This window comes from Rhizobacter sp. AJA081-3, assembly GCF_017795745.1.
Lineage (GTDB): Bacteria > Pseudomonadota > Gammaproteobacteria > Burkholderiales > Burkholderiaceae_C > Piscinibacter.
Genome location: NZ_CP059067.1, coordinates 554,102 through 566,489, shown reverse-complemented (window position 1 = coordinate 566,489; position 12,388 = coordinate 554,102). Strand labels below are relative to the sequence as shown.

Genomic DNA, 12,388 nt, shown 5'->3' with positions numbered 1-12,388 from the left:
GCCCATGACGCCCATCGACCTCCAACCCGTGGTGATGGCCGGAGGCAGCGGCACGCGGCTGTGGCCGCTGTCGCGTGCGCAGTTTCCCAAGCAGTTCCTGGTGCTGCAGGGCGACCGCAGCCTGTTCCAGCAGGCGGCGCAGCGCCTGGCGGCACTGGCGGCACCCGACATCCGCGTCGCACCCACCTGCGTCGTCGGCAACGAGGAGCACCGTTTCCTGGTGCTGGAGCAGTTGCGCGAGATTCAGATCGGCGCAGCGACTCTGCTGCTCGAGCCGATGGGACGCAACACCGCGCCGGCCATGACGCTGGCCGCCCTGCAGGCGGTCGAGGCCGGCGCCGATCCGGTGCTGGCCGTCACGCCGGCCGACCAGACGGTGATTGACGAGCCTGCCTTCACCGCGGCGCTGCAACGCGCCGTGCGCCAGGCAGCCGAAGGCGCCATCGTCATCCTCGGCGTGGCACCCGACCGCCCCGAGACCGGCTACGGATACATCAAGGCAGCGGGCGCGGCCGGCAGCATGATGGTGGAGCGCTTCGTCGAGAAGCCCGACCTCGCCACCGCGAAGCGTTACCTGGCCGAGGGCCAGTACTTCTGGAACAGCGGCATGTTCGTGGTGCGCGCCTCGGTGTGGCTGGCGGCGATCGAACGCTGCCGCGCCGACATTGCAGCGGCCACGCGGGCAGCATGGCAGGCGCGAAGCCTCGACGCCGCCTTCGTGCGTCCCGGCCGCGAGGCCTTCGCCACGATCCCGTCCGAATCGATCGACTACGCGGTGATGGAACCGGTGGCCGCCGAACCCGGCGCCTTCTCGCTGCGCATGGTGCCGCTGGCGGCCGGATGGAACGACCTCGGCGCCTGGGAGGCCGTCTGGCAGGTCAGCGAGAAGGACGATGCCGGCAACGCCAGCCACGGCGATGTGCTGCTGCGCGACAGCCGCAATTCGCTCGTGCACGCGGCCAGCCGCCTGGTCGGCGTGGTCGGGCTGGACAACGTGGTCGTGGTCGAAACGCCCGACGCCGTGCTCGTGACCGATCGCAGCCGCAGCCAGGAGGTCAAGCAGATCGTCGCCGAGCTCGACCGCGCCGGCCGCAGCGAACAGACGCTGCACCGCCAGGTGCACCGCCCCTGGGGCTGGTACGACAGCATCGACGCGGGCGAGCGGTTCCAGGTCAAGCGCATCCTGGTCAAGCCGGGCGCCTCGTTGAGCCTGCAGATGCACCACCATCGCGCGGAACACTGGATCGTGGTCAGCGGCACCGCGGAGGTCACCTGCGGCGACAGGGTGATCCTGCTGTCGGAGAACCAGAGCACCTACATCCCGCTGGGCGAGAAGCACCGCCTGTCCAATCCGGGCAAGGTACCGCTGGAGATCATCGAGGTGCAGTCCGGCAGCTATCTCGGCGAGGACGACATCGTTCGTTTCGAAGACACCTACGGCCGCGTGAAGTAGTTGCGCCGCCACACATGCCCCTGAACGGGCGGGTGCGTTTATCGCCCGCCTTCAAGGACAATCCCTATTGACCTCAGGGCCTTGGCCCGCAGCAAACCAGACACCACCATGAAAGTCCTCGTCACCGGCGCCGCCGGCTTCATCGGCATGCACGTGTCGCAGATCCTGCTGGCACGTGGCGACAGCGTGGTGGGCCTGGACAACCTGAACGACTACTACGACGTGCAGCTCAAGCTCGACCGCCTCGCCCGGTTGACGCCGAATGCCAACTTCCGCTTCGTCAAGATGGACGTGGCCGACCGCGAAGGCATCGCGAAGCTGTTCGCCGACGAGAAGTTCGACCGCGTGGTGCACCTGGCGGCACAGGCCGGCGTTCGCTACTCGCTGGTCAACCCGCACGCGTACATCGACAGCAACATCGTCGGCTTCACCAACATCCTCGAGGGCTGCCGCCACAACGCGGTGCAGCACCTGGCCTATGCGTCGAGTTCGAGCGTCTACGGCGGCAACACCGCGATGCCGTTCTCGGAGCACCACAACATCGACCACCCGGTCAGCCTGTACGCCGCCACCAAGAAGGCCAACGAGCTGATGGCGCACACCTACAGCCACCTGTTCCGCCTGCCCACCACCGGGCTGCGCTTCTTCACGGTGTACGGCCCCTGGGGCCGGCCCGACATGGCGCTGTTCCTGTTCACCAAGGCGATCCTCGCCGGCGAGCCGATCAAGGTGTTCAACCACGGCAAGATGGTTCGCGACTTCACCTACATCGACGACATCGCCAACGGCGTGGTGCGCGTGCTCGACCGCCCGGCCACGGTGGACTCCGGCTTCGACGCCGCATCCCCCGATCCGGCGCGCAGCAACGCGCCCTACCGCGTGTTCAACATCGGCAACAACGACCCGGTGCCGCTGATGGCCTTCATCGAGGCGATCGAAGGCGCGCTCGGCAAGACCGCGCAGAAGGAATACCTGCCGATGCAGGACGGCGACGTGCCAGCCACCTCGGCCGATGTGTCCGAGCTGGAGTCGTGGACCGACTTCCGCCCCGCCACGCCGGTGACCGAAGGCGTCGGCCGCTTCGTGCAGTGGTATCGAAACTATTTCAAGGCCTGAGAGAAGAAGGAAACATTCGCATGACCACCATCGCAGTCATCGGCCTGGGCTATGTCGGCCTGCCGCTCGCCGTCGAATTCGGCAAGAAGTTCCGCACCCTCGGCTTCGACCTCCATGCCGAGAAGGTGGCCGCCTATGGCCGCCACGTCGACCCGACCGGCGAAGTCAGCAGCGCCGACCTGAAGGCCGCCACGCAGCTGACCTGCAGCACCGACCCGAAGATCATCGCCGAGGCCGACTTCATCATCGTCGCCGTGCCCACGCCGGTCGACGATGCGCACCAGCCCGACTTCACGCCGCTGGTGAAGTCCTCCGAGAGCGTCGGTCGCCACATCAAGAAGGGCGCGATCGTCGTCTACGAGTCGACCGTCTACCCGGGCGCCACCGAAGAGGTCTGCATCCCCATCATCGAGAAGCACTCCGGCCTGAAGTGGAAGCAGGATTTCTTCGTCGGCTACAGCCCCGAGCGCATCAACCCGGGCGACAAGGAGCGCACCGTCACCAAGATCACCAAGGTGGTCTCCGGCGACACGCCCGAGACGCTGAAGAAGGTGGCCGAGGTCTACGGCGCCATCATCACCGCCGGCGTCTACCCGGCCAGCAGCATCAAGGTGGCCGAGGCCGCCAAGGTGATCGAGAACACCCAGCGCGACCTGAACATCGCGCTGATGAACGAACTCTCGGTGATCTTCCACCGCATCGGCATCGACACCCTCGAGGTGCTCAAGGCCGCCGGCACCAAGTGGAACTTCCTGCCCTTCCGGCCGGGCCTGGTGGGCGGCCACTGCATCGGCGTCGACCCGTACTACCTGACGCACAAGGCCGAGAAGCTGGGCTACACGCCGCAGGTCATCCTGGCCGGCCGGCGCATCAACGACAGCATGGGCAAGTTCGTCGCCGAGCAGACCGTCAAGGAGATGATCGCCGCCGATCTGCCGGTCAAGGGCGCCGACGTGATCGTGCTGGGCATGACCTTCAAGGAGAACTGCCCCGACCTGCGCAACAGCAAGGTGATCGACGTGGTCAACGAGCTGCGCAGCTTCGGCGCGCGCGTGCACGTGCACGACCCGATCGCCGAGTCGTCGGAGTGCGAGCACGAGTACGGCATCAAGCTGACGCCGTGGGAGCAGCTGCCGCGCGCCTCGGCCATCGTCGCCGCGGTGGCGCACAAGCAGTACGCGGAGATGGGCCTGAAGCAGATCGCCGCCAAGGCGGTCGACAAGGCCGTGTTCACCGACGTGAAGGCCGCCTACGACCCGGCCGAGATCGCCGCGCACGGCCTGAACGGCTGGCGGCTCTGAACCCCCGGCGGCCCTAGAGCAGCGCCTGCTGCCGGGCCAGGCGCCAGCCGCTCTCGGGCTGCTGGCGGGCCAGCATCCACACCTCGCGGAACGGCATCGCGCCGAGTTCCGCGGACTCTCGCACCATGCCGCTGAACTCGATGCTCGCCAGCTCCATCGGGCCGACGGCCTCGTGCGAGATCAGGTGAGCCTCGACCGAGAGCACGTCGGTGCGGTTCGGCTCGGCGCCGCGATGGGGCAGCTGGGCGGCCAGTTCGTCGAACATCGACTCGGTGGTGAGCTGGCGCAAGGCGTCGAGGTCGCCACGGTCCCAGGCCGATTGCAGTTCGAGGAACTGCGCACGCGCCATGCCGAGCAACTGACGTTCGCCTTCACTGCGCACCGCTCGCGCGAGCATCGGCCGGCCGGCCCGACGCTGAAGCCAGCGCGGCAGCACCCGAGCGAAGCCCGTGTGCGAACGCCTGGCCGCGACCAGCAGCAGGAGCAGCAGCATGGCCGTGCCGAGCAGCGCGGCGGCGTGGCCGGGCGAGCCGCCCTGCAAGGCCAGCACGGCGAGCAGCGAGCCGGCCAGGCCGAGGGAGGTGCTCAGGCCCGTCAACGCAGCCGCCGAGGCTTCGCGCGGCAAGACCCACAGGGCGGCCAGCAGCAGCACGCCGGCGAACGGCAGGCGCAGCGAGTTCGCGCCTCTCAGCACTTGATGCCCACGTGCAGCGCGACGACGCCGGCGCTGAGGTTGTGCACGTCGACGTGGGCGAAGCCGGCGCTCTTCATCATCGCCTTGAGTTCGGCCTGACCCGGGTGCATGCGGATCGATTCGGCCAGGTAGCGATAACTGTCCGCATCGCCGGCCACGAGCTGCCCGATGCGCGGCAGGATGTTGAACGAATACCAGTCGTAGGCCTTGGCCAGCGGCGGTGCGATCTTCGAGAACTCGAGCACCAGCAGACGGCCGCCCGGCCGGAGCACGCGGTTCATTTCGGCCAGCGCGCGGTCCTTGTGGGTCATGTTGCGCAGGCCGAAGGCCACGCTGACCAGGTCGAAGCTGGCGGTGGGAAAGGGCAGCACCTCGGCGTCGCAGATCACCGTGGGCAGCACCACCCCCTCGTCGAGCAGGCGGTCGCGGCCACGCTGCAGCATGGCCTCGTTGATGTCGGTGTGCACCACGGTGCCGCTCGCGCCGACCTTCTTCGCGAAGGCGCGGGCCAGGTCACCGGTGCCGCCTGCCAGGTCGAGTACGCGGTCGCCGGGGCGCAGGTTGGCCACCGACACGGTGTAGGCCTTCCAGGCGCGATGCAGGCCCATGGACATCAGGTCGTTCATCACGTCGTACTTCGACGCGACGGAGTCGAACACGCCGCGGACCTTCCGGGCCTTGGCGGCCTCGTCGACGGTCTGGAAACCGAAATGCGTCTGGCTCATGGCGTCTCGCTCAGTGGTGGTGGCCGCAGCCCGCGCCGGCGGCCGCCGGCATGTCGGCATCGCGCTGCATGCCGGCTGCCTGCAGGCGTTCCTCGTACTGTGCCCACAGCTGCGCTTCCTGCGAGCCGAGGAAGTACAGGTAGTCCCAGGAGAAGATGCCGCTGTTGTGGCCGTCGCTGAAGGTCGGCTGGACGGCGTAGTTGCCCACCGGCTCGAGCTCCGTCAGCTCGACCTCGCGCTTGCCGGTCTGCAGCACTTCCTGGCCGGGGCCGTGGCCCTGCACCTCGGCGGAGGGCGAGTAGATGCGCATCAGCTCGAACGGGATGCGGAAGGTCTGTCCGTCGGAAAAGCCGACTTCGAGCACACGCGATTGCTGGTGCACGGTGATGGCCGTGGGTTGAGGAGTGGAATTGCTGAGGCCGGCCATGGGAACGCTTCGATGAGTGAGCCGGCCGCAGTGTAGCGAAGCGTCTGTCGCGATGCGATCAGGGGCATTGACGCCGGTCAGGCCAAAGCGAGGGCCCTGCGAAGCTGGCCAGCGTCGGCCTGAACTGAGCCGCCTGCGCTGCGCACTTTCAGAGGCGCCTCGCTACGGCGGCTCAGGCCGACGCGAGAGCCTCGACGACCATGGCATCGAGTTCGTCCAGGGGCATGCCCAGCCGCGCCAACGCACCGCCGGGCACCTCGCGTTGCCGCGGGCCCCACACGGCCTGGGGGAACTGGCTGTCCCAGTCGAAGCGCGCGATCACGTGCCAGTGCAGGTGCGGCACCATGTTGCCCAGCGCGGCGAGGTTGACCTTCGTCGGCTGCAGGCAGTCGATCAGCACCCGCTCGATGGCGCAGACCAGATCCATGCAACGCTGCCGCTCCGGCGCCAGCAGCGCCGAGAACTCGCCCACATGGTGGCGCGCGATGACCCGGTAGTACGCCGGGAAGTCGCCATCCTCGGCACGGATCACGCGCCAGGCGGCGTCCTGCCACAGCGGCACGCCGGTGTGCTGGCGGCACAGCACGCAATCGGCGCGTGCGTCGTGCAGGGGCTCGAAATCGGCTGGCATGCGCCGATTATCGAGGCCCGGGCCGACTCAAGGCGCGAGGCTGAGCTTGTAGCTTGCGGTGCCGCCAGACGCGCGCGAGACGCGCAAGGCCACCGTGACGGCCGTGGTGCCGCTGTTGCTGATGGTGAACGACAGCGCCTGCCCCGGGCTCGCCTGGATCTGCCCGAGCGGCTGGGTTGCCGACAGGTAGACGCCGAGACCGAAACCGACGGCGGTGTTGCCCGGCAGCGTGGCCACGACGCGGCGACCGGCCGCGATGGTGATGCGATAGAAGTCGACGTCGGCCGTGCTGGCGAGCGTGCCCGAGATCACCGTGGGCGTACCGGCGATGGCCTGTGCTTTCGCGAAGGTGTCGTTGGACTCTGCCTCGACCACGGTGGGCACCGGCGAGGGCGCGGGTGCAGGGGCGGGTGCGGGCTTCGGTGCAGGGGCCGGTGCGGGAACCGGAGCGGGCTTGGGGGCCGGCGCAGGGGCAGGTGCCGGCGCGGGCTTGGGCGAAGGGGTCGGTGCGGGCTTCGGAGCGGGCGCCGGCGCCGGCGCGGGGGCCGGCTTCGGTGCAGGCACCGCCGCCATTGCCAGGGCCACCGCCGCATGGGCATCGACGATGCCGCTGCCGCAACCGCTGCACGCTGCCGGGAAGGCGCGCGCACTGGCCTTCAGCATCGTGCCCACCTGATCCGGCGTCAGGCTCTTGTTCACCGACAGCATCAGCGCGGCCACGGCGCTGACGTGGGGCGTCGCCATCGACGTGCCGGCGTAGGCCGCATAGGCGTCGGCGCCAGGTGTGGTGGTGCCGGCATTGAGCGTCGAGACGATGCCGCTACCGGCGTCGCCGCCCGGCGCGGCCAGCGTGACGTTGGCACCGGTGTTCGAGTACGAGGCCTTGCCGCCTGCCGCGTTGGTCGCCGCCACGGCGACGACGCCGCTGCAGTTGGCCGGCGTGGTGCGGCTCGCGTCGGCGTTGTCATTACCCGCGGCCACCACCACCACGGCGCCCTTGGCCCGCGCCTGCGTGATGGCGGCCTGCGACGTCCTGTCGCAGCTGCCGGTACCACCGAGCGACAGGCTGATCACGCGCGCCGGCGTCGGATTGGCCGGCAGCCCGGTGACGGCCACGCCCGCAGCCCAGACGATCGCATCGGCGATGTCGGAGGTGTAGCCGCCGCAGCGGCCGAGCGCGCGCAGCGACTGGACCTTGGCGCCGAAGGCGGCACCGACCACGCCGGTGCCGTTGCCGGCGACCGCGCCGACGATGCCCGCGACGTGGGTGCCGTGCCACGAGCTGCTGCGCGCTGGCGTGCCCGGCCCGCAAAGGCCCGCGCTGACCGCATCGCCGGGGTCGGATGCATCGGCATCGCGTGCCGTGTTGTCGTTCGAAACGAAGGGGTCGACCACGAAGTCGTAGCCCGGCAGCAGGTTGGCGACGAGGTCCGCATGCGGCCGCACGCCGGTGTCGACCACTGCGACGACGATGCCGGCGCCGCTGGACTTGTCCCAGGCCGCCGGTGCGCGGATGCCCCCGATCGCGTCCGACAGCGCCCATTGTTTCGTGTACATCGGATCGGCCGGCACGATCAACGGCTGCAGGATTCGGTCGGGCTCGGCGTACTCGACGGCGGCATCGCCGCCGCGCAGGCTCGCCGCGAGCACATCCGCCTCGTCGTGGCTCATCGAGCGGCCGAGCTTGTAGACATGCGCGCCGGAGAGGGTCTGTCGCAACAGGCGGATCGTGACGCCTTGGCGATTGGCCGCCACTTGCGCCGCGAACTGCGATCGCGGCGAGTTCGCCGCGGCAGCATCGCGGTACTTGACGATCAGGCGGTCGGTGACAGGCGCCGCGGCGATCGCTGCGCGCAACACATCGGCTGTGTCGGGACGCTGGAAGGCCAGAGCGGGAGCGGCCAGGCAGGCTGCGGCGGCGAGCGCGAGCGCGCACGGTCGGAAACGGTGTTTCATGGAATGCCTCGGTGGGGGTTCGAGGCCAGATCGCGAAGGCGATCCGGCAGCCCCGCTACCCTGGCATTGCTGCTGTAGGCCGGAGGCTTTGCGTCCCTCGCTTTCACGAGGTTTGCGACAAACGACGACTGTAGCCGCGCCGTAACAAGATGTCACCGGCTGCGCTGCAGTGAACCGGCCATGCCGTGATTTCTGGCCCGATCGGGATGTCGCGCGAGGGCGTCAGTCGCGCCGGCGCAGCGAAATCAGGCGGAGACAGCCACCGGGTTGCGATCCGGTTCCGCCTCGAGCGCGCCGGAGTGCGCCGCCCCTGATCGCTCGTCGGCGCTCGCGTGGCGCAGCGTATTGCGGCCTTCGGCCTTGGCGCGGTAGAGCTGGCGATCGGCCTCGTCGACCAGTGCCTCGACCGACTCGAACGTGTCGCGCAAGGCCGCCGCCCCCATCGACAGCGTGATGCCGTGCGGGTGAGGCAGGCCATGCACGGCCTGCGCTGCCAGCTGGTGGCGCAGGCGCTCGAAGATCATCGTGATCTCTTCCATGCCCGTACCGGGCATGACGAGCAGCCATTCATCTCCACCGTAGCGGCCCAGACGTTCCTGACCGCGCAGCACCTCGCTGGCGGCTTGTGCGAAGGCGCGCAGCACGCGATCACCGGCCGCATGGCCGCCCCGGTCGTTGACCTGCTTGAAGTGGTCGAGGTCGACCACCGCGATGCTCAGCGGCATGTCGAGCTTGCGGCACAGGCGGAACTGCTCCTGCGCGAAGGCCAGGATGGCGCGCCGGTTCGGCATGCCGGTGAGGTCGTCGCGCATCACCAGGTCAGCGAGCTGCCGGCGGCGGCGCAGTGCCCTGGCGCCCAACCAGAACGCGAAGGCCAGCAGCCCGACCAGCGCCACCAACGCGGCCCACAACGCCTGCTGCTGGGCCTCGCGGGCCTTGAGCGCCAGCCGATCGGCCTCGGCACGGTGGCGCAGGTCGGCCACCTCGGCCTCGCGCCGCGCAATCTCGTAGCGAGCCTGCAGCCGAAGGACCTGCGTGTCGCGGACCGACTGCTGGCTCTGCGACACCGCCTGGGTGGCGCGCTTGAGCTCCGCATAGGCCTCCCGGTGCAGGCCCTGCGACGCATAGCCGTCGGCCACCCGCTGGGCGAGTCGGGCCCGCTCCAGCGGCGGCAGCACCATGTTGTCGAGCGCACGAGCCTTGTCGATCTCCTGCAGCACTTCGGCGCGCTTGAGTCGAGTCAGGGCCTCGATGAGCAGGCCCCGCGCGCTGGCCAGGCGCACCGGCGCCTCGGTGCCTTGCACGCCCGGCAGTACGCCGCGAACCAGCTCGAGCACCCGCTGCGGCTCGTCCTGCGACAGCCGCAGTGCGGCCAGGTCGAGGGTGACGATTGCTTCGCCCGCGGCGTCGCCGATTTCGCGGCTGCGCGCCAGCGAGGTCTCGAAGGAACGGGCGGCCTTCTCGCCCTGGCCCTGGCGCGTCAGCATGTTGCCGCGCTCCCACTCGATCCAGCCGCGCTGGAATCGCGCCGGCTGTGCGCCCAGCACCTCGAGCGCACGCTCGAAGTAGCTGTCGGTCGGCGCCTTGCCGGTCAACGTGCCGGCCATGCTTCCCATGGCGATCAGCGCATTGGTCTCCAGGTGCAGCAGACCGAGCTTGCGACCGCAGCGTTCGGTTTCCTCGGCGACGCGCCAGGCCTCGTCCAGCGCATGCGTGTCGCGCAGCAGGAACAGGTCGCCCGCGGCGATCTCGCACAGCAGGTATTCGTCGGCCAGCGCCGCCGCGGCACGGCGCAACTCCACGCTGCGCGGAATGAGGCTGGCGGAATCCTCGGTGCGGAACTGGGCGCCGATCGCAAAGGCCTCGAGCCACAGATGGTGGCGCGGCGTGGCGGCCGGCACCCGGCCCAGCCGCGCGCGGGCCTCGTCGACGGAGCGCTGCGCGGCGCTGGGTTGGTCGATCAGCGTGTAGGCGGCGGCTTTGCCGAGCAGCCGCCAGAAGCGCGATTCCGAATCGAGCGTGTCCAGCGTCGCATCGGCCAGGGCGACGGCTGCGGCAGGGTCGTCCAGGGCCTGATCCTGCACGGGGCGCAGCGCCTCGGGGTAGGCCGGCCCGGCCAGCGCCGCCGAGCTGGCCAGCAGCGCCAGCGCCGACGCCCAGACCCGCCACAGCGGCGTCGCAGCAGGGGGTCGTGGCCGTTCGGGGACCGGTCGGCAGCGCGGTGACCAGGGCATGGAGAACAAGGGTCGCAAACGTGTCGGGGCCGACATTCTCGCCTGAGCCGAAGGGGTGCGAACCCAGGCCCCCCCGGAAAGCGGGCCCGCTAAGATGCCCGCTTCGTCTTCAGCACAGCGCCCACCGCCATGACCCTCGCCCTGCCCCGCCGCGCTCTCGTCGGCCTCGGCCTCGTCGCCGCGCTTTCGCCCCTGCACGCCTTCGGCCAGGCCTGGCCGTCCAAGCCGGTGCGCTGGGTGGTGGCCTACCCGGCCGGCGGCGGCTCGGACTTCCTCGCGAGGCAGCTCTCGCCTCAGCTGGCCAAGCAGCTCGGCCAGACGATCGTGATCGACAACCGCCCGGGTGCGGCCGGCATCATCGGCACCGACAACGCCGCCAAGTCACCGCCCGACGGCTACACCATCGTCACCGGCGACAACGGCGCGATGGTGTTCCACGAGGCGATGTACAAGAAGATCCCCTACGCGCCGAGTGACCTGACGCCGGTGGGCTTCATGGCGCGCTTCCCGCTGATCCTTGCCGTGAACCCGAACGCCGGCTTCGCCAGCGGCAAGCAGTTGCTCGACGACATCAAGAAGAACCCGGGCAAGTTCAGCTATGCGTCGCCCGGCGTCGGCAGCCCGCACCATCTGGCGATGGAACTCCTGAAGGACCGCACCCAGGCCTTCGTCGTGCACGTGCCCTATCGCGGCACGGCGATGGCGGTGCAGGATGTCATCGCCGGCCAGGTGCCGATGATGGTGCTCGACACCGCGGCCGGCCTGCCGCAGATCCGCTCGGGCAAGGTGAAGGCGCTGGCGGTGATGTCGAAGAAGCGCATCCCCTCGCTGCCGGACGTGCCCACGCTCGACGAACTGGGCGTGAAGGATTTCGAGGTCACCGCGTGGCAAGGCCTGTTCGTGCCCAAGGGCACACCGGCCGACATCGTCACGCGCCTGAGCGCCGAGATGAACAAGGCCATCGCCACGCCCGAGGTGAAGGCCAAGCTCGAGGACTTCGGGCTGGAGGTCACGCCAACCGATGGACCCGCGCTGGCGGCCTTCCTGCAGAAGGAAACGAGCTTCTGGCACACGCTCATCAAGGAGCGCAAGCTCTCGGCAGACTGATGCTTCTGCCGCTCAGGCGGCGCTGAACGCGAGGTTGGCGAACCAGGAGTCGGTGCGCACCTTCAGGTCGTCGGTGTCGGCCAGCAGGCCGACATGGCGGATGCGCCCGGGCTCGCCGCCGAACACGCGGCGGTAATCGGCCAGCACGTTGCGGCGGTAGCCGAGCCAGCGGCCCGCGCGCTCGGCGCCGCTCTCGACCACGAGGTACTGCACGCGCGCGGTGCGCGGGTAGGCGACGACGCGCTCGGGCGGCGCCTGCCCGTCCCAGACGTACATCAGCGTGGCGAATGGCAGCGTGGTGCCGGTGAACAGCTCCACGGTGTCGCGGAACAGCCGGTCGCGCAAGCTCAGGGTCGACACGTCGCCATCGAAGGCCACGACCACGCGTGCCGGCGAATCGTCGCGATCGTCGTCCTCGACCGAGGCGCCGTCAGGCACCTGGTCGACGCGCCATTCCCAGCTCAGCCAGGGCGTGGCCTGCGGGTCGATGTCGACGTCGCAGCGCAGGCCCGAGGTGGAGCGGTCGGCCATCGCGTGCACTGCCACGCGACCGTCGCGCTCGTCGAGCGAATACAGCGTCGGCGCGCGGTCGCGGCGCATCACGTGCGGAAGCCAGCCCGCGGGGAGCACGGCGCCGCGAAAGATCGCCGAGAACGGGGGCAGTCGGCCCGCCGGCGAGTCCGGCGCGCGCCTCACAGGAACGCCCCCGCAGCCGGCCAGCAGGCCCGCCGCGGCGAGGCACCA

11 protein-coding genes and 1 riboswitch are annotated in these 12,388 nt (G+C 69.7%); of the genes, 4 read left to right on the top strand and 7 right to left on the bottom strand.

All coding sequences use genetic code 11. The features are described 5' to 3' along the window. The first annotated feature begins 4 nt into the window (after positions 1–4). The 3 genes from HZ992_RS02810 (at position 5) to HZ992_RS02800 (ending at position 3,870) form a co-directional block, all read left to right on the top strand. Positions 5–1,453: a mannose-1-phosphate guanylyltransferase/mannose-6-phosphate isomerase gene (locus tag HZ992_RS02810; protein ID WP_245213336.1), complete on the top strand. Its 1,449-nt coding sequence runs from the start codon at positions 5–7 to the stop codon at positions 1,451–1,453. A gap of 108 nt (positions 1,454–1,561) precedes the next feature. Next, entirely contained in the window at positions 1,562–2,569 is a 1,008-nt protein-coding gene (locus HZ992_RS02805) for an NAD-dependent epimerase (protein WP_209385182.1), read from the top strand. Positions 2,570–2,589: 20 nt separating this feature from the next. Continuing rightward, entirely contained in the window at positions 2,590–3,870 is a 1,281-nt protein-coding gene (locus tag HZ992_RS02800) for a nucleotide sugar dehydrogenase (RefSeq protein ID WP_209385181.1), read from the top strand. A gap of 13 nt (positions 3,871–3,883) precedes the next feature. Here HZ992_RS02800 and HZ992_RS02795 read toward each other — a convergent pair whose 3' ends face one another. The 6 genes from HZ992_RS02795 to HZ992_RS02770 all read right to left on the bottom strand — a co-directional run bounded on the left by HZ992_RS02795 (position 3,884) and on the right by HZ992_RS02770 (position 10,537). Further along, positions 3,884–4,564 carry a Tim44 domain-containing protein gene (locus HZ992_RS02795; RefSeq protein ID WP_209385180.1) on the bottom strand — a complete coding sequence of 227 codons (681 nt, stop codon included), beginning with the start codon at positions 4,562–4,564 and terminating at the stop codon, positions 3,884–3,886. Then, the gene (gene ubiE / locus HZ992_RS02790) at positions 4,558–5,289 is read right to left on the bottom strand and encodes a bifunctional demethylmenaquinone methyltransferase/2-methoxy-6-polyprenyl-1,4-benzoquinol methylase UbiE (protein ID WP_209385179.1); all 732 of its coding nucleotides are present in this window, start codon (positions 5,287–5,289) and stop codon (positions 4,558–4,560) included. Before ubiE ends, HZ992_RS02795 begins: the two co-directional genes overlap by 7 nt. 10 nt (positions 5,290–5,299) lie before the next feature. Then, positions 5,300–5,716 (bottom strand): gamma-butyrobetaine hydroxylase family protein, encoded by a 417-nt coding sequence (locus HZ992_RS02785; protein ID WP_209385178.1) that lies wholly within the window; start codon positions 5,714–5,716, stop codon positions 5,300–5,302. A gap of 172 nt (positions 5,717–5,888) precedes the next feature. Next, entirely contained in the window at positions 5,889–6,347 is a 459-nt protein-coding gene (locus HZ992_RS02780) for an HIT family protein (protein WP_209385177.1), read from the bottom strand. 27 nt (positions 6,348–6,374) lie between these two features. Then, on the bottom strand, positions 6,375–8,303 hold the full coding sequence (locus HZ992_RS02775; protein WP_245213335.1) for a S8 family serine peptidase: 1,929 nt from the start codon (positions 8,301–8,303) through the stop codon (positions 6,375–6,377). Positions 8,304–8,345: 42 nt separating this feature from the next. Then, positions 8,346–8,430: riboswitch (cyclic di-GMP riboswitch) on the bottom strand. Between the two features lie 118 nt (positions 8,431–8,548). Beyond that, the gene (locus tag HZ992_RS02770) at positions 8,549–10,537 is read right to left on the bottom strand and encodes a GGDEF domain-containing protein (RefSeq protein WP_209385176.1); all 1,989 of its coding nucleotides are present in this window, start codon (positions 10,535–10,537) and stop codon (positions 8,549–8,551) included. A 129-nt stretch (positions 10,538–10,666) separates the two neighbouring features. Here HZ992_RS02770 and HZ992_RS02765 point away from each other — a divergent pair, with 129 nt between their 5' ends. After that, positions 10,667–11,644 carry a Bug family tripartite tricarboxylate transporter substrate binding protein gene (locus HZ992_RS02765; protein ID WP_209385175.1) on the top strand — a complete coding sequence of 326 codons (978 nt, stop codon included), beginning with the start codon at positions 10,667–10,669 and terminating at the stop codon, positions 11,642–11,644. 12 nt (positions 11,645–11,656) lie between these two features. Here the strand turns inward: HZ992_RS02765 and HZ992_RS02760 are convergent, their stop codons facing one another. Next, positions 11,657–12,274: a DUF3047 domain-containing protein gene (locus HZ992_RS02760; protein ID WP_371816779.1), complete on the bottom strand. Its 618-nt coding sequence runs from the start codon at positions 12,272–12,274 to the stop codon at positions 11,657–11,659. Positions 12,275–12,388 lie beyond the last annotated feature (114 nt).

Coding starts and splice junctions, on each gene's coding strand:
- HZ992_RS02775 (WP_245213335.1), bottom strand. CDS start 8,303: ATGAAACACCGTTTCCGACCGTGCGCGCTCGCGCTCGCCGCCGCAGCC.
- HZ992_RS02800 (WP_209385181.1), top strand. CDS start 2,590: ATGACCACCATCGCAGTCATCGGCCTGGGCTATGTCGGCCTGCCGCTC.
- HZ992_RS02765 (WP_209385175.1), top strand. CDS start 10,667: ATGACCCTCGCCCTGCCCCGCCGCGCTCTCGTCGGCCTCGGCCTCGTC.
- HZ992_RS02785 (WP_209385178.1), bottom strand. CDS start 5,716: ATGGCCGGCCTCAGCAATTCCACTCCTCAACCCACGGCCATCACCGTG.
- HZ992_RS02770 (WP_209385176.1), bottom strand. CDS start 10,537: ATGCCCTGGTCACCGCGCTGCCGACCGGTCCCCGAACGGCCACGACCC.
- HZ992_RS02810 (WP_245213336.1), top strand. CDS start 5: ATGACGCCCATCGACCTCCAACCCGTGGTGATGGCCGGAGGCAGCGGC.
- HZ992_RS02780 (WP_209385177.1), bottom strand. CDS start 6,347: ATGCCAGCCGATTTCGAGCCCCTGCACGACGCACGCGCCGATTGCGTG.
- HZ992_RS02805 (WP_209385182.1), top strand. CDS start 1,562: ATGAAAGTCCTCGTCACCGGCGCCGCCGGCTTCATCGGCATGCACGTG.
- ubiE (WP_209385179.1), bottom strand. CDS start 5,289: ATGAGCCAGACGCATTTCGGTTTCCAGACCGTCGACGAGGCCGCCAAG.